The 26,366-nt window shown below is 59.2% G+C and carries 25 protein-coding genes and 3 pseudogenes; 19 read left to right on the top strand and 9 right to left on the bottom strand.

Annotated features, from left to right (window positions below):
• The first annotated feature begins 28 nt into the window (after nucleotides 1-28).
• From OMP40_RS00145 to OMP40_RS00110, 7 genes and pseudogenes are all read left to right on the top strand, one after another.
• Complete coding sequence (locus tag OMP40_RS00145; protein ID WP_277528194.1) at nucleotides 29-364, top strand: formate/nitrite transporter family protein; 336 nt, start codon at nucleotides 29-31, stop codon at nucleotides 362-364.
• The gene (locus OMP40_RS00140; RefSeq protein ID WP_277529149.1) at nucleotides 349-882 is read left to right on the top strand and encodes a formate/nitrite transporter family protein; all 534 of its coding nucleotides are present in this window, start codon (nucleotides 349-351) and stop codon (nucleotides 880-882) included. Before OMP40_RS00145 ends, OMP40_RS00140 begins: the two co-directional genes overlap by 16 nt.
• Nucleotides 879-1,647: pseudogene (gene cobA, locus OMP40_RS00135) on the top strand (uroporphyrinogen-III C-methyltransferase). The gene OMP40_RS00140 and the pseudogene cobA overlap by 4 nt, the downstream one beginning before the upstream one ends.
• Nucleotides 1,648-2,021: 374 nt before the next feature.
• The gene (locus OMP40_RS43010; RefSeq protein ID WP_459076897.1) at nucleotides 2,022-3,263 is read left to right on the top strand and encodes an enolase C-terminal domain-like protein; all 1,242 of its coding nucleotides are present in this window, start codon (nucleotides 2,022-2,024) and stop codon (nucleotides 3,261-3,263) included.
• A gap of 2 nt (nucleotides 3,264-3,265) precedes the next feature.
• A complete protein-coding gene (locus OMP40_RS00120) occupies nucleotides 3,266-4,102 on the top strand; it encodes an NAD-dependent epimerase/dehydratase family protein (RefSeq protein ID WP_277528193.1) in 837 nt (278 codons plus the stop codon).
• A gap of 580 nt (nucleotides 4,103-4,682) precedes the next feature.
• The gene (locus OMP40_RS00115; RefSeq protein ID WP_277528192.1) at nucleotides 4,683-5,162 is read left to right on the top strand and encodes a DUF6530 family protein; all 480 of its coding nucleotides are present in this window, start codon (nucleotides 4,683-4,685) and stop codon (nucleotides 5,160-5,162) included.
• A gap of 2 nt (nucleotides 5,163-5,164) precedes the next feature.
• On the top strand, nucleotides 5,165-5,545 hold the full coding sequence (locus tag OMP40_RS00110) for a GIY-YIG nuclease family protein (protein WP_277528191.1): 381 nt from the start codon (nucleotides 5,165-5,167) through the stop codon (nucleotides 5,543-5,545).
• A 53-nt stretch (nucleotides 5,546-5,598) separates the two neighbouring features.
• On the opposite strand, the gene OMP40_RS39605 is transcribed toward OMP40_RS00110, so the two are convergent.
• A complete protein-coding gene (locus OMP40_RS39605; RefSeq protein WP_338130983.1) occupies nucleotides 5,599-5,793 on the bottom strand; it encodes a hypothetical protein in 195 nt (64 codons plus the stop codon).
• A gap of 364 nt (nucleotides 5,794-6,157) precedes the next feature.
• Between OMP40_RS39605 and OMP40_RS00100 the strand changes: the two genes are divergently transcribed.
• A complete protein-coding gene (locus OMP40_RS00100; protein WP_277528190.1) occupies nucleotides 6,158-6,745 on the top strand; it encodes an NAD(P)H-dependent oxidoreductase in 588 nt (195 codons plus the stop codon).
• 56 nt (nucleotides 6,746-6,801) lie between these two features.
• On the opposite strand, the gene OMP40_RS00095 is transcribed toward OMP40_RS00100, so the two are convergent.
• Together OMP40_RS00095 and OMP40_RS00090 are read right to left on the bottom strand one after the other, a co-directional pair.
• On the bottom strand, nucleotides 6,802-7,872 hold the full coding sequence (locus OMP40_RS00095) for a phosphodiester glycosidase family protein (RefSeq protein WP_277528189.1): 1,071 nt from the start codon (nucleotides 7,870-7,872) through the stop codon (nucleotides 6,802-6,804).
• Nucleotides 7,873-8,220 carry a type IV pilus inner membrane component PilO gene (locus tag OMP40_RS00090; RefSeq protein WP_277528188.1) on the bottom strand — a complete coding sequence of 116 codons (348 nt, stop codon included), beginning with the start codon at nucleotides 8,218-8,220 and terminating at the stop codon, nucleotides 7,873-7,875.
• Nucleotides 8,221-8,630: 410 nt separating this feature from the next.
• Between OMP40_RS00090 and OMP40_RS00085 the strand changes: the two genes are divergently transcribed.
• A complete protein-coding gene (locus OMP40_RS00085; protein WP_338130982.1) occupies nucleotides 8,631-9,287 on the top strand; it encodes a TetR/AcrR family transcriptional regulator in 657 nt (218 codons plus the stop codon).
• A 90-nt stretch (nucleotides 9,288-9,377) separates the two neighbouring features.
• Here the strand turns inward: OMP40_RS00085 and OMP40_RS00080 are convergent, their stop codons facing one another.
• Nucleotides 9,378-10,166, bottom strand: a complete 789-nt coding sequence (locus OMP40_RS00080; protein WP_277528187.1) for an ABC transporter permease — start codon at nucleotides 10,164-10,166, stop codon at nucleotides 9,378-9,380.
• Nucleotides 10,163-11,047, bottom strand: a complete 885-nt coding sequence (locus OMP40_RS00075) for an ATP-binding cassette domain-containing protein (RefSeq protein WP_277528186.1) — start codon at nucleotides 11,045-11,047, stop codon at nucleotides 10,163-10,165. Before OMP40_RS00075 ends, OMP40_RS00080 begins: the two co-directional genes overlap by 4 nt.
• A gap of 166 nt (nucleotides 11,048-11,213) precedes the next feature.
• On the opposite strand from OMP40_RS00075, the gene OMP40_RS00070 reads away from it, so the two are divergent.
• Entirely contained in the window at nucleotides 11,214-11,756 is a 543-nt protein-coding gene (locus OMP40_RS00070) for a shikimate kinase (RefSeq protein ID WP_277528185.1), read from the top strand.
• Nucleotides 11,757-12,261: 505 nt separating this feature from the next.
• On the opposite strand, the gene OMP40_RS00065 is transcribed toward OMP40_RS00070, so the two are convergent.
• Nucleotides 12,262-13,272: a Gfo/Idh/MocA family protein gene (locus tag OMP40_RS00065; protein WP_277528184.1), complete on the bottom strand. Its 1,011-nt coding sequence runs from the start codon at nucleotides 13,270-13,272 to the stop codon at nucleotides 12,262-12,264.
• A gap of 3 nt (nucleotides 13,273-13,275) precedes the next feature.
• A complete protein-coding gene (locus OMP40_RS00060) occupies nucleotides 13,276-14,109 on the bottom strand; it encodes a sugar phosphate isomerase/epimerase family protein (RefSeq protein ID WP_420871880.1) in 834 nt (277 codons plus the stop codon).
• 163 nt (nucleotides 14,110-14,272) lie between these two features.
• Between OMP40_RS00060 and OMP40_RS00055 the strand changes: the two genes are divergently transcribed.
• The 5 genes and pseudogenes from OMP40_RS00055 (at nucleotide 14,273) to htpG (ending at nucleotide 21,112) form a co-directional block, all read left to right on the top strand.
• A complete protein-coding gene (locus OMP40_RS00055; protein ID WP_277528183.1) occupies nucleotides 14,273-15,178 on the top strand; it encodes an AraC family transcriptional regulator in 906 nt (301 codons plus the stop codon).
• A gap of 119 nt (nucleotides 15,179-15,297) precedes the next feature.
• Nucleotides 15,298-15,972, top strand: a complete 675-nt coding sequence (locus OMP40_RS00050; RefSeq protein ID WP_277528182.1) for a GntR family transcriptional regulator — start codon at nucleotides 15,298-15,300, stop codon at nucleotides 15,970-15,972.
• Nucleotides 15,973-16,133: 161 nt separating this feature from the next.
• Nucleotides 16,134-17,497 (top strand): annotated as a pseudogene (locus OMP40_RS00045) (GntT/GntP/DsdX family permease).
• 44 nt (nucleotides 17,498-17,541) lie between these two features.
• Nucleotides 17,542-19,089 (top strand): gluconokinase, encoded by a 1,548-nt coding sequence (gene gntK, locus OMP40_RS00040; protein WP_277528181.1) that lies wholly within the window; start codon nucleotides 17,542-17,544, stop codon nucleotides 19,087-19,089.
• 142 nt (nucleotides 19,090-19,231) lie between these two features.
• A complete protein-coding gene (gene htpG / locus OMP40_RS00035; protein ID WP_277528180.1) occupies nucleotides 19,232-21,112 on the top strand; it encodes a molecular chaperone HtpG in 1,881 nt (626 codons plus the stop codon).
• 110 nt (nucleotides 21,113-21,222) lie between these two features.
• Here htpG and OMP40_RS00030 read toward each other — a convergent pair whose 3' ends face one another.
• Entirely contained in the window at nucleotides 21,223-21,441 is a 219-nt protein-coding gene (locus tag OMP40_RS00030; protein WP_277528179.1) for a DUF2188 domain-containing protein, read from the bottom strand.
• Nucleotides 21,442-21,644: 203 nt separating this feature from the next.
• On the opposite strand from OMP40_RS00030, the pseudogene OMP40_RS00025 reads away from it, so the two are divergent.
• The 4 genes and pseudogenes from OMP40_RS00025 (at nucleotide 21,645) to OMP40_RS00010 (ending at nucleotide 25,126) form a co-directional block, all read left to right on the top strand.
• Nucleotides 21,645-22,603, top strand: a pseudogene (locus tag OMP40_RS00025) (3'-5' exoribonuclease YhaM family protein).
• 261 nt (nucleotides 22,604-22,864) lie between these two features.
• Entirely contained in the window at nucleotides 22,865-23,794 is a 930-nt protein-coding gene (locus tag OMP40_RS00020; RefSeq protein WP_277528178.1) for a stalk domain-containing protein, read from the top strand.
• Nucleotides 23,795-23,951: 157 nt separating this feature from the next.
• Nucleotides 23,952-24,455: a WGxxGxxG family protein gene (locus OMP40_RS00015; RefSeq protein WP_277528177.1), complete on the top strand. Its 504-nt coding sequence runs from the start codon at nucleotides 23,952-23,954 to the stop codon at nucleotides 24,453-24,455.
• A 191-nt stretch (nucleotides 24,456-24,646) separates the two neighbouring features.
• Nucleotides 24,647-25,126, top strand: a complete 480-nt coding sequence (locus OMP40_RS00010) for a C40 family peptidase (protein WP_277528176.1) — start codon at nucleotides 24,647-24,649, stop codon at nucleotides 25,124-25,126.
• 52 nt (nucleotides 25,127-25,178) lie between these two features.
• Here OMP40_RS00010 and OMP40_RS00005 read toward each other — a convergent pair whose 3' ends face one another.
• Complete coding sequence (locus OMP40_RS00005) at nucleotides 25,179-26,018, bottom strand: sugar phosphate isomerase/epimerase family protein (protein ID WP_277528175.1); 840 nt, start codon at nucleotides 26,016-26,018, stop codon at nucleotides 25,179-25,181.
• Nucleotides 26,019-26,366 lie beyond the last annotated feature (348 nt).

Genomic DNA, 26,366 nt, shown 5'->3' with positions numbered 1-26,366 from the left:
ACATTTACGCAGCAGGGGAGATGAGCGCATGGATTTCGTAAAACCGAGAGATGTATTGAAAGCGATGATCGAAGGCGGCGCCGCCAAGGCGGAGATGAGCGCCTCGCAAATGCTGATTCGCGGCTTCCTGGGCGGGGCGATCCTCGCCTTCGCCACGACGCTGGCGTTCACGGCCGTCGCGCAGACGAAGATCGGTATGGCGGGCGCCGTCATTTTTCCGGTGGGATTCGTCATGATCGTTCTGCTGGGCCTTGAGCTCGTGACCGGCAGCTTCGCGCTCATCCCCCCTAAGCGTGCTGCAAAAGAAAACGACCGTGGGCAAGATGCTCAAAAAATTATGGCTGGGTCATCGCGGGACATTTGATCGGATGTTTCGTCTATGCCGTTCTGTACGATCTGACGACGACCAAGATGGGCTCCGATATGGCGAGCCCGCTGGCGCAGACGCTGATCGCAGCGGCAGAAGCGAAAACGATCGCCTACAAGCATATGGGCGCGGACGGGATGGTCCTGGTCGTCATCAAAGCGATCCTGTGCAACTGGATGGTGACGCTCGGCGTGGTCATGGCGATGACCTCGACGTCGACCCTCGGCAAGATCGTTGCCATGTGGCTGCCGATCCTCACGTTTTTCGGTCAAGGCTTCGAGCACGCGGTCGTCAACATGTTCGTCATCCCGGCGGGTATGATGCTCGGCGCGGACGTCAGCTTCGGGGATTGGTGGGTATGGAACCAAATTCCCGTGCTGATCGGCAACTTCGTCGGCGGGGCGGTATTCACCGGCGTCCTTTTTTACCTGTCGCAAAAGGGAGACGGACTCCCGGCCGGGACGCTGTCCGCCCTGGACTCGCCCAAGGCGCTGCGCGCGGAGCGGCACGTATGAGGCCCGCGCCGGTTTACCTCGTCGGCGCCGGTCCGGGCGATCCGGAGCTCGTCACGCTAAAGGCGGTCCGCCGCATCCGGGAAGCGGACGTTATCTTGTACGACCGCTTGGTGAGCGAGGAGCTGCTGACCTACGCCAAGCCGGACGCCGCGCTTCTCTATTGCGGCAAAAGCCCGGGGCGGCATGCCATGACGCAGCGCCAGATCGAGGCGCTAATGATCGAGCATGCGCTTGGCGGCCGAACGGTCGTTCGGCTTAAGGGGGGGCGATCCGCTCGTATTCGGCAGAGGCGGCGAGGAGGCGCTCGCGCTCGCGGAGCGCGGCATTCCTTTCGAGATCGTACCCGGGGTCACGTCGGCGGTCGGCGCCGCAGCTTCGAGCCGGATTCCGCTCACCCATCGCGACCTGGCCGCCTCGTTCGCCGTCGTCACCGGCAACCGTAGCCGGGAGGACTCGGCGCCGATCCGGTGGGACCTGCTGGCGCACGGCGTCGATACGCTCGTCGTGTATATGGGCATCGGACGGCTGGAGGAGATCCGGACGGAGCTGCTCCGCCACGGCAAGCCGCCGTCGACGCCGGTCGCCCTCATCGAGCGGGGCACGACCGACCGGCAGCGCGTCGTGACGGGGGAGCTTGCGCACATTCACAGGCTCGCCGATGCGATGCGAATCGGCAATCCGGCGCTGATCGTGATCGGCGAAGTCGTCCTGGTGCGGGAGCAGCTTCTGCTGCTCGAGGCGCAGGCCAGGCTCGCGATCGGGTAGGGGCGCGGCACGGCAATTATGATGAAGGCAGACAGTTTAAATCGTCTAGCGGGATGAAGCAGAGGGAAATGCTGCTTCGTCCCGTTTGCGTTTCTGGCCCCAAGGCGCAGGCCCGGCCAGACGATGACGCGCCCCCGCTGCGATCGCACCATTATGGTGCTTCCACGCACGTGGCCGGCCGTTCGCCCTCGAACCGACGCCGCGATCGCACCTTTATGGTGCTTCCACGCACGGCACGGGCCGCGCAGCATCGCGCGCTGCTCAGCGATCGCCTCGAATCGGATAAGATCGCCGACTTAAGTTTGTCATCGTCTCATTAAGCGCGTCGTACAGGAGGAGTAGAATGGGGCTAGCTGAAGGAGGCGAACGCGCAAATGGCGAAAATCACCGGCGTCACATGCATCCGGACGAGGCAGAACGGAACGTGGACGATCGTGAAGGTGACGACGGACCAGGACGGCCTGTACGGCCTGGGCTCTGCGACCGATCTCTACAACCCTGAAGCGGTCGTACAGATCGTCGAGCAGCTGCTGGAACCGCTCTTGATCGGCCGCGATCCGGCCAATATCGAGGATCTGTGGCAGCTCATGCACCATAGCGGCTATTGGCGGAGCGGCGCGCTGCTCAACACCGCGATCGGCGGCATCGACATGGCGCTCTGGGATATTAAAGGCAAGGAGGCCGGGCTTCCCGTATATCAACTGCTGGGCGGGGCAGCGAGATCCGCTGTCGCCTGTTACGGTCACGCAGGAGGCCGGGACGCCGCGGAGCTCAAGGAGGACGTCGCCCGTTTCATCGAGGAAGGCTATACCGTGCTGCGCGTGCAAATGGGCGGCTACGGCGGAGGAGGCTTCATCGGCGCGGATCGCGCCAACATGCCACGCGGTGCCGATACGCGCGGACAGGTATTCGACGAGCACGTTTACGTCAATGCGATACCCGCCATGTTCGAGTCGCTCAGAGTGGCATTCGGCGACGATGTCCAGTTTACGCATGACGTGCACGAGCATCTGTCGCCGATTCACGCGGTTCGCCTGGCGCGGCGGCTTGAGCCCTACGGCCTGTTTTTCCTGGAGGACGTCCTGCCGCCGGATCAGATCGGCTGGTATCGGCAGCTCCGGCAGCAATGCGCGACGCCGCAGGCCGTAGGCGAACTGTTTACGAATCCGCAGGAGTGGGTGCCGCTCATCTCGGAGCGTTTGATCGATTTTATCCGCGTTCGAGTCTCCAAGGCAGGGGGGGATCAGCGCGTGCCGCAAGATCGCGGCGCTGGCCGAAGCGTTCGGCGTGCGGACTGCCTGGCAGGAGGGCGGCGAGAACGATCCCGTCAACCAGGCGGCCGCCGTCCATCTGGATATGGCGATCTGGAACTTCGGCATTCAGGAGGTCAATCACTTCCGGCCGGAGGAGCTGGCCGCATTTCCCGGACATATCGAGCGCGCGGGCGGATACCTGTATCCGTCGGCCAAGCCGGGACTCGGCATCGACATCGACGAGGAGCTGGCCGCCGCGCTGACAGGCGAGGGCTGGTCGCGCCGAAGCTATCATTCGCCGTACCCGCTGGACCGCAAAGCCGACGGCACGATCGTTCGGCCATGAAAGAGAGGAGCGAATAAACATGCGCACGATCGCCGTTACCGGCGGCAGCGGCAAGCTGGGCAGATACGTCATCGAGGAGCTGCGCAGGCGGGATTATCAAGTCGTGTCGCTCGATCACCGCATCGCCGAAGGCATTCCCTGCAGGCAAATTCGCGTGGATTTGAACGATCTCGGGCAAGTCGCGGGCGCTTTGAAGGGCGCGGATGCGATCGTCCACCTGGCGGCGATTCCTTCGCCTGCCGGCTATCCGCATCACACGATTTTCGCCAACAACGTGCTTGCGAGCTTTAACGTGCTGGAGGCGGCGGACCTGCTCGGCATTCGGCGGGTCGTGATGGGATCGAGCACGTCCTGCTATGGATTCGCATGGGCGTCCAAGCCCTTATCGCCCGCCTATTTGCCCGTTGACGAATCGCATCCCCAGCTCCCGCAGGAGGGCTACGGGCTGTCCAAGATCGTGGGCGAATTGACGTCGGATATGTTCGCGCGCAGAGGCGGGCTTGAGATCGCGAACCTGCGCTTCTCTCTGATCGCGGCGCCCGGGGAATACGAGGGGTTGGCCGAAGAGGCGCGGCATCCCGAACGGCTCCGCAAAATTTTGTGGAGCTATATCGACATCCGGGACGCGGCGAGCGCCTGCACTGCGGCATTGACGGCGCGGCTGCAGGGAGGTTCGGTCGCGCTGAATATTACGGGTGACGAAGTCCTGAGCGAGCGGGATACGGCGGCTTTGATCGCCGAGCATTATCCGGAGGTAACGGATATTCGCGCTGACATGAGCGGGACGGCGCCGCTATTCGCCAACGCGCTTGCCAAACAGACGCTGAACTGGCAACCGGTCTATAAATGGCGGTGAGCGAGGATGGCGGCTGGTCGTGATTCGTTTATTTTGTCTGGAATTCCATAAGCATCGGTAAAAGCGTCGGTGACAGGAGACGCTCTTACCGATGCTTTTTCGCGTGCGGATCGGGGATGCGGTAGGGTGATAGTTGCTAAAGAGCAGTTAATTTGGGCGATATTGAGCTGCCAAAAAAAAATAGTTGTTAAAAGGCATTTAATTCGAACGTTAACGGCGCTTTTGCGGATTCTGTAAGGGATTAACTGCCTTTTAACCATTATCCGTCAGACGCTAACCATTTACTGAAAATTAACGTCCTTTTGACAACTATTTTTGCCCGGCTGACTGTTGCGGTTCCGATGCAAGGAATGCTGCCCTCGTTCTCCAATAGAGGGTGTGACGCGCATCCGATCCTCGCCCTGCCTTTTGCGTACGGCGGGATTGACCGATCTGGATTCGTTCGATATATTGGAAGTACTAAATTAGTAATTTAGTAAATGACTAAGCTGTTTGCTGACCCATTTTAGCCTATTTACTAAGCTTTTTCTAAGCAGCATTACTAACCACCTTAACTAAGCGCCAAATGGAGGACATCCTCATGAAAATTCCGACCACGCTTAAGCACAAGCCTGTCATCGTTTCGGATAATTACGAAAACGTGGACGGCCGCTACGCCGGTCATACGGACGCCAAGGGCCTATCGCTCGGACTGGCGCAGTGGAACGATCGCGGTAAGGTCGATATCTCGGCGAAGGTATGGCGATATACGGGGGAGAAGTGGTCCAGGCAATCGGAGGAGCTGCCGCTTCACCGCGTACTTGACCTTGCGATATTGGTCGCAAGCAGCCTCGGTCATTTTCGCGAAGCTTACCGCTATGAGGAGCTGTACGATCCGGACAATCCGGTCCTCGAGCGGATCGGCCTGCAAGGAGATGCCATGACCGTCGCGGTATGCACGGACAACGAGCGCATCCGGGAGGATATCAAGCTGTTCGGCGCCGCGCTTGAAGGAGACGGCGAGCTGATCGGCGAGCGGCTGCAGACGCTGTCGCGAATTTTGAAGGAGATGGGGTACTGACGATGGATAAGCAACGCAAAAAGCAGCTGGCGGAAGCCTATACGCAGACATTTCGAGCGATGGGCGTCTATCAGATTCGCAACGCGGAGAACGGGAAGGTGCTGGTGCGTTCTTCGATGGATCTGGACGGCGCCCGCAACCGCTTTGAATTCATGAAGCAAATGAACAATAACACATTGCCCGAGCTGAAGGCCGAATGGGATCGCTACGGCGGCGGAGCTTTCGCGTTCGAGGAGCTGGACCGGATCAAGCCGAAGGAGGAGACGGTAACGGATCGCGCCGAGCTGAAGAAATATCAGGACGAGGTGGACGCGCTCGCCGAGCTGTGGATCGAAAAGCTGCAGCCGTTCGGGGAGCGCGGATACCATAGACCTAAAAGCTAGCGCATGCCGAAAAACGCAGGCTGTCGTTCGCCCGCGTTCCCGCGCTTCGGATATTACGTTTGCGAACGGAATACTTGTTTATGAAGGAGGTCGAGCGCTTGTTCGATCTCCTTCAGCTTTTCTCCGGACAAAGCGCCGATGCGCTCTTCGAGCTGCGTCAGCATATGGCCGAAAATGCCGTTCATCAACTGCTGGCCTTTTTCGGAGAGACGAATGAGCTGTTTTCTCCTGTCGTTCGCGTCCGCCACTTTTTCGCAAAGTCCTTTTTTGCGTCAGCTTCTTGATCTCGCGGCTCGTGTTGGGCAGCGACATATGGGTGCAGTCGCCGATGCTGCTGAGCGTGACGGGCTGGCTGACGGCGATATATTCCAGCATCTTATATTGAGCGGGGGTTACGTCCTCAAGCTTCGCGCCTTTCGTAAACGCGTGCGTCGTCTCATGGACGGCCGCTACAAAATCGATAAATTTTAAAAACAGAACCTGATTGTCCACACGATCACCTCGTACGCTTTACGATATCAAAATCGTTATCAAATAAAAATGATCATTTGACAACTAAGTGATATCGCGATACTCTATCGTTATCATATGATAATGATAGGAGGCGCAATCATGAAGCTGCTCGTTATTTACGCCCATCCGAATCATCGAAGCTTGAACTACGCGTTTCTGCAGGAGATCGTGCGCGGGAGCGAGGAGAACGAAGCGTTCGAGGAGGTCGAGGTGCTCGATCTGTATGCGGAGGCGTTCGATCCGGTGCTTGTGTTCAACGAGGAAAAAAGAAGAAGGGACATGCACGCCGACCCTGAGCTTGAGGGCTACCGGGAACAAATCAAGCGGGCCGACAAGCTCGTTTTCGTCTATCCGATCTGGTGGGGGCGGCCGCCTGCGATGCTGCTCGGTTTTATCGACCGCATGTTCGCTTCGGGGTTTGCCTACCGGGACAACGGCAAGCTGCTGCCGGAAGGACTATTGAAGGGCAAGACCGCCGTATGCGTATCGACGATGAAGGGGCCGGCGGGCTATATGCTGCTCTGGCTGTACAACGCGCACAAGACGCTTATGCGCAAGGCGCTGCTGCGGTATGTCGGCTTCGGCAAGGTGAAGTTTTTCGAATTCGGCAGCATGGAGAGCCCGCGGGGCAAGCAGAAGGAGAAGCTGGCGAAGGTATACCGCTACTTCAGGACGACGACCGCCTGATCAAGCGTTGCCGCGCCAAACGGATGACGCAAAAAAAGAGGCCTTCGCGGCCTCTTTTATTGGAAGAAAAGAAAATTCGTCGCCAGGCGCCGAAGCTGGCCGTCCGACGGGCTGTTGACGACTTTGCCCTTGAACACGAGGGTGGATGAGCCGCCGCCGTCCAGGTTGTAGCCGTCGATCGTCCCGAAGCGGGAGAGCAGAATCTGAAGCTCTTCGAGCGTGGCGCCCGAGCTGCCGTCTTCGCCTCGTCCGTCGATGACCATCATCAGAATCTGATTGTCCTTGTAGTTCGCGATGACCGTGCGGGGCGCGCGGAGCGGGCTCGTCCGCCACTTGGCGGGAATCGGCAGATTGACGCCGTTTTTGCGGAGCACGGGCACGAACGAAGCGCCGAACTTTGGCTTCTCCTTGTCTAGCTGTGACTTGTCGTTGTATTTGCCGCCGATCAGCCTCAGGTCTTCGTTCAGGCCGACGAAAAAAAGGTCGTTGAAGCTCGGCTCGAAGCCGGTGACGTACTCCCCGCCGACGACGGTCGTGCTAAGCGGGTAGCGCTTGCCGGCCTGGTCCGCGAAGCCGCCGGCATTGACGCCCGCGATCGCCCCGGTCCGCTTGACGGCCGCGAGCGTCGTCTCGGAGCTGCCCGGCTTGCCGCCGGCGAGCGCCATCGACATCGCTTTGTCGCTCTTCAGCTTGACCTTGAGCGCATAGCCGCTGAAATGCTGCGCGCGGATCGTGTAGAGCTGGGCCGTCAGATTGTCCGACTGCACCGAGTCGCGCAGATACCCGAGCTTGATCGAGATGCGCCTGTCATAGATCGCCGCGGGCCGTCCGACCTGCGACTTGGCGGTGGACATCATCGCATTCATGCTTCTATTCGTCTTCGTATACAGCTCGGATACGCGCTTGACGGAGGCCGAGATGTCCTTGGCGATGGCGCCGGCCCGATCCAGCGATTCGAGCTGCGGCTCCGCGTAGCCGACGAGCTGCGGCTCCGGCGTCTGCGGCGGCGGGCCGATGTCCGGCGCCTCCGGCTTGACGCCCGCCGCCAGTAGCCAGATCAGCATGCCGAGGAACGGCGCGCAAGCGAGCAGCACGGTTCGGTTCAACTGCTGGACGCCCGTTCTCATTTAAGCACGTCCAGTTCTTTTTTTTAACTGGTCCAGCTGCTTCTTCAGCTCGCTGATCTGCGTGTACAGCTTGTTGCTGTTGTCGGTCTTGTCGCTGGCATTGTCCTGCGTAAAGGTGAGCAGCTCGTTCAGCGCTTCGACCTTCGACGACAGCTGCGCCATCTGCGCGGCGTAGTCGCTCTCGAGCTTGTCCAGTCTGGCGCGGTAATCCTGCTGCATCGCCGCGATTTGGCTCGCGGTCTGCAGCTGCAGCTGCGCGGAAACCTGTTCGCGCTGCTGTTCCGTATACCAGACGGTGCCGGCGACGCCCGCGCCGATCAAGAGCAGCCATAAACAGATGAACGGCACGACGGATCTTCTCGCCGCTCTCCTCGGGGGGTCTTTCCATGCTGCCGACCTGCGCGCTCGTGTCCGTCAGAGGGGGAAGAATTCATCATTGCAGTGGGTCACCTCGTCATTCGGCCATACCGATATTGAAAGTACATTGTAGCATAATCCTATAAAATTTGGGTAAAGCTCATACAAATTCGACGATGAATCGGCCCGCGAGGTTGCGCTGTGTGCGCCGCCAGTTGCGCTGTGTTATACTGTATACACCATATACAATTATTTGCGAAATGAGGCTAGCACGATGAGCGCCGACGATACGATGGACGAGGACAGCTTGAACAGCCTGCCGCACGGCGCGCAGCTTGCCTGGGGACTGGTGAAGCCGTCGACGAGAGGCCCGAAGGGGGGAGCTGAGCGTCGGCAAGATCGTGGAGGCCGCCGTCGGCATCGCGGATCGGGAAGGCCTGCCGGCGGTGTCGATGAATCGGGTGGCGAGCTCGCTCGGATTTACGACGATGTCGCTTTACCGGTATATCAAGAGCAAGGACGACCTGTTGATGCTCATGTCCGAGGCCGTCTGCGAAATAGAGATTCCGGAAGTAAGCGAAGGTAAGGGATGGCGGGAGCAGCTCAGGGAATACGTAGAGACCTGCATCCGGCTCATGCGCGCGCATCCCTGGTTCACGGACATTCCGATCATGGGCGTGCCGATCACGCCGAACAACCTGAAGATGGTGGACTGGCCGCTGCGCATTCTACGTGATCTGCCGCTCAGCGAATACGAGAAAATGTCCACCGTGCTGCTGCTCAGCGGTTATTCCCGATTTTACGGCGTCATGATGCGGGATATGGACCGGGCGATCGAGTCGGGTGCGAGCCCGGACAGCTTTTCCGGTCTGATGTACGGCGGAGCGCTGAGGCAGCTGGTTACGCCAGAGGCATACCCGGCCTTATATCCGATCGTAGCGGCGGGCGTATACACGGAGGACGACGGCAACAAAGGAGAGGCGCAGACCGACTTCGACTTCGGGCTGGAGCGTATTCTCGATGGCATCGAGCTGCACGTGTCCCGCGCGAGAACGTAGCGAAGGCAGCGAAGAGATTATCGCCTGACGAACGAAGAGCATGACCAGGTCGCTTGGACCTCGGTCATGCTCTTTGCGTTATGCGACGGTTTATCTGCGACCGGCGCGCTTCTTGAAGGCGAAGCCGCACCAGACGAACGCGATCGCGATGAGACCCGCGCACCAGGCCGCGCCGATCCAGGCGTAGTCGCCAATAGGCGTGCCGAGCAGCAGCCCGCGGATCGTCTCGATGAGCGGCGTGATCGGCTGGTGGCTCGCGACGCCGCGCAGCCAGTGCGGCATCGTCTCGATGGGCACGAACGCGCTAGAGAGGTACGGCAGAAACAGCAGGATGAAGCCGTAGCCGCTCGCGGCAGAAGGGCTGCCGGCGACGAGGCCGATCGCGGCATAGAGCCATGTGAGCGTCAGGATGAACAGAACGATGACGCCGAGCGCGGCGAGCCATTCGGGAAAGGAGCCGGTCGGACGGAAGCCGACGAGCAGCGCCACGCCGATGACGACGCCGGTCGCGACCAGATTGCGTGCGAGGCTTGCGGCGACATGGCCCGTGACGACGGAGAGGCTGCGGATCGGCATCGTCCGGAAGCGGTCGATGATGCCGTTCGTCATGTCGGTGGACACGTCGACCGCCGTCGTCGCGGCGCCGTAACCCGCGCACAGCAGGATGATGCCCGGCACGACGTAGTTGGCGTAGTCGCCTTCCGGCGCGATCGCGCCGCCGAACACGTAGGTGAACAGCAGCATGAGCATGACCGGCAAAATGATGGACATCATGAGCGATTCGGTATTGCGCAGGCTGAGCGTCAGGCTGCGGCGGATGAAGACGGCATTGGTGGCGGCATAAGAGGGCGGGGAAAGCGGGGAAAGCGACTTGTTCACGATACGGACACCTCCGAAGGTTGTTGGGTGAGCGCGATAAAGACGTCGTCCATGCTGGGCCGGCGTATCGTCACCTGGGTATCCGGCGGCAGCGACGCGGCGAGGCCGTTTAAGATCCGTCCGATATCCTGCGCGGAACCAGTCGTGGAGATGGTTCGGCTCCACTGTTCGCGCTCGTTTGTCAGCTCGATGACTTCGCCGCCGATGCGGGCTTTTAATTCGGCGGCCGTGCCCTCTGCGACGAGGCGCCCGCCGTTGATGACGCCGATCCGATCCGCGAGCTGGTCCGCTTCCTCCAAATACTGCGTCGTCAGGAAGATCGTCATGCCCGACGCCTTCAGCCGTTCGATGATGTCCCAAAGCGCGCGCCGGCTGACCGTATCGAGTCCGGTGGTCGGCTCGTCGAGGAAGAGCACGGGGCGGCTCGCCACAAGGCTGATCGCCAGATCGACCCGCCTTCGCATGCCGCCCGAATACGTTTTGACACGCTTGCCCGCTGCGGCGATCAGATCGAACTGCCCGAGCAGCTCGGCCGTCCGCCGCTTGGCTTCGGCGGATCTCATGCCCGACAGCCTGCACATCATCTGCAGGTTCTCCTCTGCCGACAGCATCTCGTCGACGGCGGCGAACTGTCCCGTCAGGCTGATCGATTGCTTGACCTTGCCGCTCTCCGCGGCGACGTCATAGCCGGCGATCCGGGCGCTGCCGCCGTCCGCCGCCACGAGCGTCGTCAAAATGTTGATGAGCGTCGTCTTGCCCGCGCCGTTCGGGCCCAGAAGCGCGTAGATCTGGCCTTGGGGCACGGCGATGTCGACGCCGCGCAGCACCTGCTGGTCGCCGAAGCTTTTTCGCAAGTCCTTGACTTCGATCATGAATGTCATGTTGAATGCTCCTCTCGCTCCATTAACTGTTTATTATGTACACAGTGTATTATATAAACAGTATATATGCAACACTGTTTTTAAATATTCCAATTTTCGTTGGCGAGCCGCCTGCATATCGCTATAATTGGGAGATAAACGATAACGGAAATGAGTGATCCTCTTCATGCAAGCAGACGGAGCCGTGCCGTACCGCGAACGCAATATCGTGCTGATCGGGTTCATGGGCGCGGGCAAGACGACGATCGGCAAAGTCCTTGCGGCCAAGCTGTCCCGCGAATTTATCGACGTTGACGAACTCATTTCTACGGAACGGGGAATGCCGGTTACCGAGATTTTCAGGACGTTCGGGGAAGAGGCTTTTCGCCGGATGGAAAAAGAATATATCGGAGAGCTGTGCTTTCAGAAGCAAGACGCCGTTCTGTCGCTCGGAGGCGGCGCTTTTCTGAAGGAAGACACCCGCGAGCTGTGCATGGCGAACGCGGCCGTCATCTTGATGGACATCCCCTGGGAGCAATGGAAGATGAGACTGCCGCTTATTCGCGACAGCCGGCCGATCCTGCAAAACAAGACGGACGAAGAGATCCAAGCGCTCTACGAGTCGCGTCAGGCGATCTACCAGCGGCATCATTTTCGCGTGGACGCCGGCAGCCAGACGCCGGAGGCGGCCGCGCAGGAGATCGCAGATTGGCTGGAAGGACGGCCGTAACCGAAAACGCGTTGACCGAGCATTTCGCGCCGGGCAGCGCGATTTTCGATCTAATTTTAAGCTTGGAATGACGGAGCAATCGCAGGCTTCACCAGTCCGGCGCGGCTATCGCGCAAAAGTGCACGATCGAGAGCCGCACGCCCGTTCGCCGATCCGCCTATCGCGCAAAAGTGCAGGATTTTGACCCGAACCACCCGCGTTCTCGTTTTAAGAGGGGGGCTACCATGCACTTTTGCACGATAGATCGCCATAAACGCCATGTTCCTGCCTTGGATGATGCACTTTTGCACGATAGCATTAGTCAATCTGACGACGAGGGTTCGGCGGAAGGTTAGCGGATTGGCGCAAATGAGAGTCGCTGGCCGTTAGACCTTTAGCGCGTAAAAAAGACCGCACATCGCTGTGCGGCCTCATGCTCCTTGCCTATTTTTGCCTATCACTCGCCTTATACTGCTAACTCGATGTCACTGTCCCAAGTTGCGCCCAACTTTTTGCGGCCTTTTATTTACAGCTTGACCCACTCGCCGCCGCGCTCGGCGGACTGCTGCTCGGCCTCGACGATCTCGAGCGTCGCGAGCGTGCTCTCCGGCGTGCAGACGGCGACGGCTTCGTCGTTCAAGATCGCGTTCGAGAAGCTGAGAAGCTCTCCGTAATAGCCGTCGTTATCGGCCAGCTCCGGCTGGAAGCCGGCCGCGTCCTTCGGATTGACGGTCAGGCCGTCCTTGCCGAGGATGATGTTCGCGCCGTCGAAGTTGACGCGGAAGCCCATCTCGAAGCCGAAGTCGCCTTCGAGCGTCCAGTCGACCTGGGCGTTGACCACCTTGCCGTCCGCGAAGCCGTAGTGGGTGGAGGCGACGTCGAAGCCGCTGCCCGGAATCACGTTGCGTCCGATCGTGGACACGCGCTCGGGCTTGCCGAACAGCCAGTTCACGATGTCCGTGTCGTGGATGTGCATGTCGAGCAGCGCGCCGCCGCTGAGATCGCCGTTCAGGAACCAGCCGGCTGGCGCATGGGAACCTCGGTAGAAGTAGCCGCCTTTAACCGCGCCATAGCGGCCGTCTTCCACGCACGCCTTGAGATACTCGTATGCCGGCCAGAAGCGGAGGCACTGTCCGATTTGCAGCTTGCGGCCCGTTCGCTCGGCCGTCTCCACCATGCGGCGCGCCTCGTCCGAACGGCGCGCCATCGGCTTTTCGCAAAAGACATGATAGCCCTTCTCGAGCAGCTCGCAGGTCAGATCCGCGTGCAGCGTCGTCGGCAGCGTGATATCGATCATATCGAGCTCTTCGCCTGCCAGCATTTTGTCGACCGAGTCGTACAGCGCGTAGCCGGACAGGTCGTACGTCTCCTGCGCGGTCGCCATATTGCCGCCGGCCTTCGCGTTTTTCAGCGTTTCGATCGCAATGTCGCAGATGGCGACGACTTTGACCTGCTTGCCTTCTTCGGCGAGTCGTACGTAGTTGTCGAAGTGCATTCTTCCCATGAAGCCGAAGCCGATCAGTCCGATTTTGAGCATCTCTTAGCCCTTCCTTCCGAGAATGGCGTCCATGGCGCCGGATGTATTGTAGATGATTTGTTTGGTGTGATGAGCGTACTGCGGGATCATCTCCGCCGTGACGTAGCCGTCGTAGCCGATCTCCTGCAGCGCCGCGACGACCGCCGGATAGTCGACGTCGCCGGCGAGCAGGTCGACGAAGCCGTGCAGGCCGCCCGCTTGTCTGCGGTAATCCTTGAAGTGAACCTTTTTGATGCGATCGCCCAGGATACGGATCCAGTGCTCGGGATAGCCGCTATAAACCGTGTTGCCGACGTCGAAATAAGAGCCGACATACTTGGAGCCGACTGCGTCGATGAATCCGCGCATCTCGAGCGGCGAGAGGAGGAACTTGTTCCAGACGTTCTCGATGCCGATGGATACGCCTGCGGCTTCGGCTTCCGGCGCGAGCTTCGAGATCGCCTCGAGCGCGCGGTCGTAGGCAATGTCATAGGGAACGACTTCGCTGCCCGGAATGAAGTCCACGCCGACGGCGCCCGGAATGACCAGGATCGCGTCCGCGCCGAGCTTGGCTGCGGTTTCGATCTGCTTTTTGCATACGTCGATCGCCTTCAGCCGGTTCGCTTCGGTCTCGCTCGTCATCGCGTAGGACCAGTACAGTCCCGTCGCCAGGCCGGCCAGCTCGAGTCCCGTGTCCGCCAACTGCAGCTTGATGTCCGCCAGTTCGCCGTCCGTCGCCTCAAGACCGAGCTCGCCGGTCTCGTTGAGCGACAGCTCGATGCCGTCGAAGCCTGCGTCCTTGGCCGTCGCGATCGCGTCCTTGATCGAGACGCCGTCGCCGAACGACCATATATTGATGCCTTTTTTTCATGGGATAGTCCTCCTTGGCAAGCGTTTGATTTGTCTTCATTATAAGGAAGGCGCGCGTCCGATCATTTAGAGAAGTTAGTTAAAAGTTGCACGATTCCGTTCTAAACGCGCAGCTTATGCTAAAATGGAGGGACGAAGGGAGTGCCGGAGGATGGATGTGTCCCGTTTCCCGCTGCGCCGCGCGCTGGCGGCGAAAGATTGGTCGCCGACCGTTCATTACGCGCAGTACCAGAAGCTCCCGCCCGGCACGCTTGTCGAACGGTATATTTACGATTTCGAGGTCATCTGCGTATGCAAGGGCAAATTGGCGACCGACATGCTTGGCACGCGCTACACCATCGGCGAAGGGGAAGCCGTCTTTCTTCCGTCCGGCGTGCCGCATCGCAATGCGATCGTCTCGGCGAACGGGGCGACGCTGCTCGGAATTCACTTCGACTTCGACGGGAAGCTGCGGATCGCGACCGAGCAGGATATGGTGTCGACCGACCTGGACGCCGAACCGGACTTGGATAAATTCGCCGAGGAACCGACGACGCCGGATCTGGACGCGCTGTCTTCGAGAGCCGTATATACGTGCGGGCCCGAATGCTTTCATATGATGGACCGGCTCGTCGGCGAGTTCACGATGCGGCGAAGCGGCTACGAGCTCGTATGCAAGTCCCTGATGCTTGGCATACTTGCCATGCTGCTGCGTTCGGGAGACGAGGGCGCCGACGGCGGCGATTCCGTGCATCGCGAACGGATCCGCAAGATCGTCGATGCGATGGAAAGGGATCCGGGCGCGTCCTGGAGCGCCGAGCGCGTCGCGCGGGAGCTCAAGGTCAGCGAGGATTATGCGTCCAAGCTGTTCAAGCAGGTCGCGGGCATGCCCCCCGGGCGCATGATCCAGTCGATCCGTCTCCGCGAGGCCCGCAGGCTGTTGAGGGAGACGGACTGGTCGGTCGAGACCGTCGGGGCGAAGATCGGGTACCCGGACCTGCATTACTTCAGCCGCGTCTTTACGGCCGGAGAAGGCATCTCTCCGCGCGAATACCGCAAGCTCTCGAGAGTGCTCTAGAGAGAAGCCGTCAGAGATTAACCGCAACGATTTACAGCCATGGTCCCGCAAGTTAAGATTAAAATGTCGACTTGTCGACAAGTACAGTAGCCGGAAGCATAGAGAGAAGGTTGGAATCGATGCGACAGTATCCCGCCGCCTGGTTGAAGGGGCAATCCCGCGGAGAAGCGATCGCGGGCGAGCTGCGGCTGCGAATCGTGGAAGGCACCTTGAAGCAGGGCGATATCGTTTCGGAAAATAAAATCGCGGCGGACTTCGGCACGAGCCGGTCGCCCGTCAGGGAAGCGCTAAAGGCGTTATCCAACGAAGGTCTGATCCGTCTCGAACGGATGGGAGCGGTGGTCCTGGGGCTCTCGGCCGAGGATGTCGCCGAGCTGTACGATGTGCGTTATTTAATCGAGAGCTTCGCGCAGCGGCGCCTCGCTTCATCCTGTCCCGCCGAGCTCATCGCCTCGCTTCGTCACCGTGTCGACAGCATGCGCGTGGCGGCCAAGTATGCCGACATCGCCGAATTCGCCTGGCTTGACTTCCAGTTTCACGACGGGCTCATCGCGACGGCAGGCCATGCCCGTATCGCGCGATTGTGGGACAGCATTCGCCATGTGGTGCTCGCCGTCATGCTGCTGACGACGGAGGACGTTTTCGCGGGCGGCCCGGATCGGCTCCAGCGGGTCGTCGCCAAGCACGAAGCGATCGCGGACGCGCTTGCGGCGGGGGACGAAGCGCGGATTGCGAAGGTCGTGCAAGACTATTTCGCCGACTCGCGCCTTACCCTCCGCAGCGCCTGGTCCTAATCATGGGATTCCGTATAAACCGGGCTTGCGTAAGGACCAGCGAGTCGAGTCCGGGCCTAGCCTTTCTTTTTGCTTAAACTTGTCGACTAGTATACGTGTGTGCGGGGTATACCATCTTTAGCTATTGGAACGGTCAAATCGATCAACGGAGGTTATATCGTTTGGATCATTTATTCGGGCTCGGACACAACGCGACGCTGCTCGTGTGGGCGCTTGTCGCGATCGTCTTTTTTGGTGGTCATGATCGCGAGGTTCAAATGGAATCCGTTCGTCACGCTGCTGCTCTCCGCGCTGCTCCTCGGTTTCTTGGCAGGCATGGACGGCCAGGCGCTGATCAAGTCGGTGACGGGCGGTCTCGGAGGCACGCTGGGTACGATCGCCATCGTCATCGGCCTCGGAACGATGCTCGGCAAAATGATGGCCGAGTCCGGCGGCGCCGAGCGCATCGCGACGACGCTTATCGACCGCTTCGGCGAAAAGCGGGTGCACTGGGCGATGATGATCGTCGGATTTGTCGTCGGCATCCCCGTCTTTTTCGAGGTCGGCGTCATTTTGCTCATCCCGATCGTGTTCATCGTCGCGCGCAAGGTCAAGATGCCGCTCCTGCAGATCGGCATTCCGGTGCTGGCCGGCTTGTCGACCGTGCATGGTCTCGTGCCGCCGCACCCGGCGCCGATGATCGCGATCGACGCGTTCAAAGCCGATCTGGGAAAAACCATTCTTTATGCGCTCATCGTCGGTTTGCCCACCGCGATCGTCGCGGGGCCGCTTTTCGGCAAATGGATCGGCAAGCGGATCGCCGTCTCTCCGCCCGAAAACCTGGCCAAGCAGTTCAGTTCGCGGGAGACAGGCGACCTCCCTGGATTCGGCATTACATTGTTTACCATTCTGCTGCCTGTTATTCTAATGCTGGCGGGATCGATCGCGAGCATCGCCGATCCGCAAGCGGTCAGCCCCTTGACCCGCTTTTGCGCGTTTATCGGAAACGAGGTCGTCGCGCTGCTGATCGCGGTCGTATTTTCCTTGTTCTCGCTCGGCTTCGCCAGAGGTTTCTCGAAAAACGACATTTCCCGGTTCACGCACGAATGCCTGGCGCCTACGGCCTCGATCATTCTGATCATCGGCGGCGGCGGGGCGTTCAAGCAGGTGTTGATCAACAGCGGCGTCGGCGAAGCGATCGCTTCCATCGCCACGCAGGCGAACGTGAACGTCCTGCTGTTCGCCTGGCTGGTCGCGGCCTTGATCCGCGTGGCGACCGGCTCGGCGACCGTCGCGATGACGACCGCTGCCGGCATCGTCGCGCCGGTGCTTGCGCTGAACCCGGGCACCAACGTCGAGCTGGCCGTGCTTGCGACGGGCGCGGGCTCGCTTGTATTGTCCCACGTCAACGACGCCGGATTTTGGATGGTCAAGGAGTTTTTTTAACATGTCGGTTCCGCAGACGCTGAAGTCCTGGACGGTCATGGAGACGCTGCTGTCCGTCGTCGCGCTTGCGCTTATTATGATCGTCAGCGTGTTTGCTTAGGCTGCTCCGCCGTTTCTATTCATGATAGGAAAGAAGGTCTTACCATGCATGCTTCCATGTACATGATCGGCGTCGATATCGGCACCACAAGCACGAAGTCCGTGCTATTCGAGGAGAGCGGCAAAGTCGCGGCGCAGTCGACCGTAGAATATCCGCTTTATACGCCCTCGCCCGTCGTCGCCGAGCAAGATCCCGACGAGATATTCCGGGCCGTCGTTCAGACGCTGCGCAACGTGATGGACCGGAGCGGCATCGATCCCGGCCGCGTCCTGTTCGTGTCCTTCAGCTCGGCGATGCACAGCCTGATTGCCTTGGACGGAGAGGGGCGTCCGCTCACGCGCAGCATCACTTGGGGGGACAATCGCAGCGCTGCATGGGCGGAGCGCCTGCGGGAAGACGGCACGGGCCATGCGATTTACCTTCGGACCGGGACGCCGATTCATCCGATGTCGCCGCTGACCAAGCTGATGTGGCTGCGCGAATCGCAGCCCGAGCTGTTCCGCAGCGCGCGCCGGTTCGTCTCGATTAAAGAGTATGTGTTCGCCAGGCTGTTCGGGGAGTATGTCGTCGACCATTCGATCGCGTCCGCGACCGGCCTTATGAATCTGGAGCGGCTGGATTGGGACGAAGAGGCGCTCGCTGCGGCCGGCGTGACCGCGGATCGCCTGTCGCGGCTCGTCCCGACGACGCATGCGCTCGCCGGCTTGCACGGCGATTATGCCCGGCAGACCGGGCTGGCGGCGGATACGCCGTTTATCGTCGGCGCCAGCGACGGCGTGCTGTCGAATCTCGGCGTCGGCGCGATCGAGCCCGGCGTCGTGGCCGCGACGATCGGTACGAGCGGCGCGATCCGGACCGTGACCGACCGTCCTGCCGTCGACCCGAAGGGACGTACGTTCTGCTACGCGCTAACCGAGCGTCACTGGGTGATCGGCGGCCCGGTCAACAACGGCGGCGTCCTGCTCCGTTGGGCCCGGGAGGAGTTCGGATCGTCGGTGTCCGAGACGGCCAGGCGGCTGAAGATGGATCCGAACGACCTGCTTATGGACATCGCCGCCAAGGTGCCGCCGGGGAGCGAAGGCCTTTTATTCCATCCTTATATGACCGGCGAGCGCTCCCCGCTGTGGGACGCCAATGCGAGAGGCTCGTTTTTCGGTCTCACGCTGCACCACGGCAAGGAGCATATGCTGCGCGCCGTGCTAGAGGGCGTCATCTTTAATTTATATACCGTATTGCTTGCCGTGGAGGAGCGAATCGGCCGTCCCCGCCGGATCCACGCGACGGGCGGATTCGCGCGTTCCGCGCTGTGGCGGCAGATGATGGCCGACATTTTCGACCAGGAGCTGATCGTGCCGGAGAGCTTCGAGAGCTCCTGCCTCGGCGCAGCCGTGCTCGGCTTGTACGCGACCGGACGGATCGGCTCGCTGAACGTCGCGGCGGGCATGGTCGGCGCGACGCACCGGCATGTGCCGGACGCCGCGCACGCGGCCGTGTATCACAAGCTGCTGCCGATCTTTATCGGCGTCTCGCGGAGCCTGAAGGACGAGTACCGGGCCATCGCCGCGTTCCAGCGCGAGCTCGCGGGAGAATAATATCCCGACATTTTCGTCTTGGCGCAGGACCGTCTTCGTATTGACTTTACCAAGAATCCAATGTTATAAAAAAAGAAGGAAATAGCACTCCCTGCGAGAGAGTGCTAACACTATGCGGAGCATTGAAGGAGAGAGTAGAGCGATGGAAAAGAAACCGTTCCAGGCCGAATCCAAACGGCTGCTGGAGATGATGATCAACTCCATCTATACGCAGAAGGAGATTTTCCTGCGGGAGCTGATCTCGAACGCGAGCGACGCCATCGACAAGATCTATTACAAGGCGTTGACCGACGACAAGCTCGTATTCAACAAAGACGACTATTATATTCAGGTCATTCCCGACAAAGCCGCCCGCACGTTGACCCTGCGCGATACCGGCATCGGCATGACCCAGGAGGAGCTGGAGACGCATCTGGGCGTCATCGCCAAGAGCGGCTCGCTCGCCTTCAAGCAGGAGAACGCGTCCAAGGAAGGCCATGACATCATCGGCCAGTTCGGCGTCGGTTTCTATTCGGCGTTCATGGTCGCGGATACCGTGACGGTCGTGAGCCGCGCGCTCGGCAGCGACACCGCTTACAAATGGGAATCCGACGGCGCCGAGGGCTACACGATCGAGCCCGCGAGCAAGGACGAGGTCGGCACCGAGATTACGCTCAAGATCAAGGACAACACCGAGGACGACAACTATGACGAATACCTCGAAGAATACCGCCTGCGTTCCATTATCAAGAAATACTCCGACTTCATCCGTTATCCGATCAAGATGAACGCTACCAAGAGCCGTCTTAAGGAAGGCACGGAGAACGAGTACGAATCGTACACCGAGGATGAGCGCGTCAACAGCATGGTGCCGATCTGGCGCAAAAACAAGAGCGAGCTGAAGGACGAAGACTACGAAAACTTTTACAACGAAAAGCACTACGGCTTCGACAAGCCGCTGAAGCATATCCATATAAGCGCGGACGGCGCGATCGTTTACCAGGCGATTCTGTACATTCCCGAGAGCATGCCGTTCGACTACTATTCCAAGGAATACGAAAAGGGTCTCGAGCTCTACGCGAACGGCGTCCTGATCATGAACAAGTGCGGCGACCTGCTCCCGGACTACTTCAGCTTCGTCAAAGGGATGGTCGATTCGGAGAGCCTGTCGCTCAACATCTCCCGCGAGATGCTGCAGCACGACCGCCAGCTCAAGCTGATCGCCAAAAACATCGAGAGCAAGATCAAGGGCGAACTGACGCGGCTGCAGCGCGACGACCGGGAGAAGTACGAGAAGTTCTACCAAGCGTTCGGACGTCAGCTGAAGTACGGCGTTTACAGCGACTATGGCATGCACAAGGATACGCTGCAGGACCTGCTTATGTTCTACTCCTCCAAGGAGAAGAAGCTGGTCAGCCTCGACGATTACGTCTCCCGGATGCCGGAAGAGCAGAAGTACATCTACTATGCGACCGGCGATTCGAACGAGCGCATCGCGAAGCTGCCGCAGACCGAACTGGTCGCGGACAAGGGCTACGAGATCCTCTACTTCACCGACGATATCGACGAGTTCGCGATCAAGATGATCATGAAGTACAAGGACAAGGAATTCCGCAGCGTGTCGAGCGGGGATCTGGGCATCGAGACCGAGGACGAGGCCAAGGAATCGCAGCAGGAGCAGCAGGACAACGAAGGGCTGTTCGGCGCGATGAAGGAGCTGCTCGGCGACAAGGTCAAGAGCGTCAAGGCGTCCAAGCGTCTGCGTTCGCATCCGGTCTGCCTGTCCACCGAGGGCGAAGTGACGATCGAGATGGAAAAGGTGCTGCGCATGATGCCGAACAATCCGGACGTCAAGGCCGACAAGGTGCTGGAGATCAACACGCATCACGACGTCTTCAAGTCGCTGAAGAGCGCCTTCGAGTCGGACAAGGAAAAGCTCGGCCTGTATACGGCGCTGCTATACAACCAGGCGCTGCTCATCGAGGGTCTGCCGATCGAGGATCCGGTCGAGTTCACGAACGATATTTGCAAGGTGATGGTATAAAATCGGATTAAAGCGGGCAAACCGCAAAAACGGGACGCTGCAGATCGCCGGATCTGTCGCGTCCCGTTCGTCTTTATTCCGGCAGTCCGTCACGCGGAGGGGCGCTCGGCTCACCCTTTTGGCGGATAGGGGTCGTGGCCGTGGCTGTCCTTCGTCTGAATGCGGCCGTCCTTGCCGTGAACGACAAGCTCCGAGCGCTGCTCCTGGGCAAGCTTGCGCGCGGCTTCTACGGCCTCCTGCTTCGTATTCGTCACGACCTCCGGCCGGCTCGCGCCTTCGCCGCGTACGGCCCAGCCTTTTTCGTGAGGCACGACGTGCTGATTCGGCATCTTCGGACAACTCCTTTCGTTTTAACATTCATTAGCCAACATCGGGACCGTCCAAACAGTCGGTCGCAAAAACGCGAAAAATCGCGATTGCCGTCAACCTTTCGTCGCGTACCGTCGTCTATTATGTAATCTATAATGTAATTAGTAGGGTCTTGGCGATTCTGCTATACTGTCTGCAAAAGAAGGAAAGCAGGGATGGGTACGTGACGTTAATCAGGGAAATGACCAGCGGCAGCGAGTTCGTCGGCTTCTACCTGCTGCGCGAATTCGAGGTCAAGCAAACGAACGGGACGCCGGCCAAAGATTACTTCGACATCGTCCTCTGCGATGCGAGCGGCCAGCTGCCGGCCAAATATTGGGACGTGTCTCCCGCCGAGAAGGGGCTGTTCGCGCCGATGGGACTGGTCAAAGTGCAAGGCGTCGTCCAGCTCTACCGCGAAAAGCTGCAGATCAAGGTCAACCGGATTCGTCTGGCCGTCGAACAGGACGGCGTCGCCATCGCGGACTTTATCAAGGCCGCGCCGATCGCCGCCGTCGATCTGGTACGCACGATCCAGCGGACGGCATCCGAGATCGGCGACGCGGAGCTGCGCGGACTCGTCGACTACTGTCTGACGAAGGTCGGGGACAAATTGTCCCATTATCCCGCCGCCAAGACGCATCATCACAATTATTATGCGGGATTGGCCTACCATACCGTCCGCATGCTCGAGATCGGCGACTTTTTTATGCCGCCAGCGTCCCTTCTTGAACGCCGATCTGCTGCGCGCGGGCATCCTGCTTCACGATATCGCCAAGACCGAGGAGCTCACGGCGAATCTCGGCATCGTATCCGAATACAGCCTTCAAGGCCGATTGATCGGTCATATTGCCCTGGCGTCTGTCTGGGTTACCGAGGCGGCGCTCAAGCTCGGCATTCCGGCCGATTCGCCCAAGGTCGTCGCGCTGCAGCACTTAATACTTTCGCATCACAATTTGGGCGAGTGGGGGGAGCCCCGTCCAGCCGCAGACTGCCGAAGCGATCGCGCTCCATTATATCGATTCGCTGGACGCCAAGCTGCAGATGGCGGAGGATGCACTGGGCGCGCTGCCGGACGGCGAATCGTGGACGCCGATGATCAGAGGCTTGGAGAACAAAGCGATTTACCGAACAGATTTTTAACGGACACTGAATCTCGAAGCGTCACAGCGGGTAAAGGCAGGAAGATGTACAAATCCGGGCAAGAGGAGGTCGCAAACATGTCCAACCATCGTAAGGTAAATTCATCCGGTATGCTGCGCAAGACGAAAATCGCCGCGTTGGCCGCCGTGCTGGCGGTCGCGGGATTTGAAGGCGTTAACGGAGGCGCGCGCGCCGATGCGGCGTCTTCCGAGTCCGCTTTGCAAATTTCGGCGCGGCCGTTCGCGATCGAAGGCAAAAAAGGTGTATCTGCCAGCCGCGATCGTAAACGGAGAATCTTATATCGGCCTCCGTTCGTTGAACGATCGGCTGGGCATCAAGACCGCTTGGGACCCGAAGACGCGGGAGACGACGCTGACCGGCCGCGGCCGCACGATGCAGCTGTCCCCGGCAGCCGGTTACCGGCTGAACGGCGAGCGTCTGTACGCCTCCCCGGCATACGTTCAAGCCGGCTCGACCTTTGTGCCGCTGCGATTCGTGCTCGAGAGCTTCGGCTACAGCATCGGCTTCGAGGCTTCGACCAAGACCGTATCGATTGCGCCCATCGCCGAGAATCAGCTTACCTGGCAGTCGAAGCAGATTACCCATGCCGCCTCCAAGCTGTCGCTGACCGTCTCATATCCGGTTTTTGCCGGTTTGGAGAACGAGGAAGCGCAAGCGAAGATCAACGCCAAATTGAAGAGCGAAGCGGAAAAGTACGCCGAAAACGGCCTCCAGACGATCGAACAGGCAGCCAAAGACAATGCCGAGGCCGAGGAAAGCTATCCGGACACCGAATTTCCGCCTGTCGAATTCGAAGGCATTTATAAGATCGCGAATAATGAAACGGGTTTGCTTAGCTTGTACGTGGACTACTACGTTTATACCGGCGGGGCGCACGGCGGCACCCACCGCGTGCCCTATACGTTCGATCTGAAGACGGGAGAGCTGCTTTCGCTCAAGGACATCGCCGGGGCCGGCGGCGCCGATTACGTTTCCATAATCAACAACGCGATCCAGGCGCAAATCAAACAACGCAAACTGGAACTGCTGACCCCGTTCAAATCGATCGAAGCCGACCGTCCGTATTTCCTGAGCCACGGATCTTTGGTCATTTATTTCGAGCAGTACGAATATACGCCGTATGCGGCCGGCATGCCGGAGTTTGCGGTGCCGCTAACCGCATTTAAATAATTACGGCATCCATCGTTCGTTAGGACTTGCTGCCTGCGAAGGGCCGGATTGAGCGGAATGGCAGTTTTCTCACGGTATGCGCTCGGGCCATGCGAGGGACATTACAAGAGCATTCGCGCTTGGACTTGTCAATCCCATTCCCGAGGAGGAACACATTTTGAATTCGACGCTTCGCAAAGCAGCAGCTTGCACGTGCTTGTCCATGATGTTGGCCGTTCCGGCCTACGCGACTTCTTATTCGACCGCTGTACCTAGTCCTTCGCCGACGCCTGCGGCGTACGGCACGACAGGAACTTACGGCACGACGGGCACGACTTACGGCATGCACGGTACGACGGGCATGTACGGCACGAGCGACACCGGCGTTTCGGGCATGGGTACCGGCGGCACGATGGGCGGCTATCGTACGAATACGACCGGAATGGGCGGCACCTATTCGGGTACGGGCACGTCCTCGAGCACGTATAACGCGCGCAGCTACACCGGCTACAATACGCCGACGACGGGCGGGACCTACCACACGAGGTCGATGGACGGCACTTACAGAGCCAAGGCTACGACCGAGACGCGTCGCGGCTCGAACTGGGGCTGGCTTGGCTTGCTCGGCTTGCTCGGCCTTGCCGGCATGCGTTCGCGCCACACGAGCGACGATCGTCGTTAAAACCATGAACCGCCGGAAGCATTTCCGGCGGTTTTTCACGATTAACGTTTTCTCACTGTATTTTAACAATCTGCGTTTTAGCGGCGATAGAAGCGGATTTACGCTCTTTTTGGGAAAATGAGGGTGATTCAGATGTGTTAAGATCAATCCCGAGCAAGATTAACATTCAATTGCCCGGAGGATCCTAACTTATGAACGTTCGCAAACTCATCAGACCTGTCGTATCCGCCGTCCTTGCAGCCGGTTTGTTATTCGGAGGCGCAGCCGCGCTGGGAGCATCCAAGGCTTCCGCCGCGACACCCAAGTCGCTCGAATTGCTTTCGTTCGGCAAGCAATACATAGGAACGCCTTATCTTTACGGCGCGGCCAGCGGATTGACTTCCGCATTCGATTGCTCGTCGTTCGTTCAATATATTTTCGGCAAAGAAGGCACGACGCTGCCTCGCACGGCGGCCGCCATGGCCGGCAAGGGCACCAAAGTCGCCAAAGCCTCGCTGAGCGTCGGCGATCTCGTTTTCTTCAGCTCCTCGAACAAAATGATCGGCCATGTGGCCATTTACGCGGGCAGCGGCAACATCCTCCATGCCAGCACCAGTCAAGGCGTCACCGTATCGAGCATGAACAGCGCGTATTGGAAAGCCAGGTACGTTACTGCCAAAAGAATTTTATAAAAACGCCAATCCTAAACAGCCCCGCATGCTCACGGCATGCGGGGCGATTCGTTTATTGCGCTTCTTTCAGCATGTCCAGAACGATCGTTTTGATTCGTTCCAGCCCTTCCCACATGTCTCCCGGACCGTCGTAAATCAATACGTAAGCCCCGTCGAAGCCGCTTTGGACCGATCGCACCAGACACGTTTCGAATTCTGCGCGATCCGGCAGCCCCTGCTTGTCATACTGCGCTTTCGCGTGTACGGAGACACTATGCTTCAGGATGATATCGAGCTCCTCGTACTTGCGCGAGCCCGAGAAATTGCCGAAGTCCGTGATCCACTGAACGTCCGGCTCGGTCAGCGTGATGAGCTCGCGGCAATCGTCGCCGGTGGCGGTCAGGGCTTTAAAATTCTCGGTAACGACATTGACGTTTTTCCCTTTTGAATAAGCAGCCAATTCTCTAAGGTGCCGCGCAGACTGCGCCAAAGCCGTTTTGTCCGATCCTTCGCGTTCGCCGGCGACGATTCTGATTTGTTTCGCTCCGGAATGTGCCGCCGCATCGATCCACGCGCGCATGAGCGTCAGATCCGCCTTCAGCCGATTGGCGTCGTTGGAAGTCAGATCCCCGTAATCCAGCAGCAGCGTATCGAAGCGAACGCCGGATGCTTGGAAGGCTTCTCGGAGCTGAAGCAGGTAATCCGGTTCCGTGCTTGGAAAATGGAAGTGACAGATTTCCAATGCTTCATAGCCTCTTTTCGCCGCCTCGGCAGGCAGTTGAAGCAGCGTCAAACTTTCCGGTTGTTCCTGTTCGTTAACGATATGACGCTCACCGGCGGCATCCCAGGCCGTCCACCGGAGCGGACCGAGCAGCCGATGCAAGCTCCATGTGCTTAAAGATAAATAAGACAAGCGTTTTTCGCCTCGCTTTCTTTCTATATAGATGAATGAATGAGTAGATTCTCCCCTTCAGCATAGCATCGAACGGCTGGAGCGCCATCGCGATTTTTGTTCATTCCTTACGCATTCATGGTGCGAAGCGAAGATACAAATATATTTTTAAAAAAAGGGGTTGCGCATCTCGGCGTGGATGTGTTAAATTACTTATTGTGCCTTTTGCGAATCCGTTTTAAAGCCATCCGAACACTGGTGATTATACATACTTGTTTCGAAGGGAAGAAAAAAAGGGTATTGCAAGAGTCGCGAAGTTATGATAAGATCTAATTCCTGCCTCGGAAACGAAGCGGACAAGCTTTCACA

The sequence above is a fragment of the Cohnella rhizosphaerae genome (assembly GCF_029525575.1).
Taxonomy (GTDB): Bacteria; Bacillota; Bacilli; order Paenibacillales; family Paenibacillaceae; genus Cohnella; species Cohnella rhizosphaerae.
The sequence above is the reverse complement of the archived record's forward strand: the minus strand, read 5'-3'. Positions and strand labels throughout refer to the sequence as shown.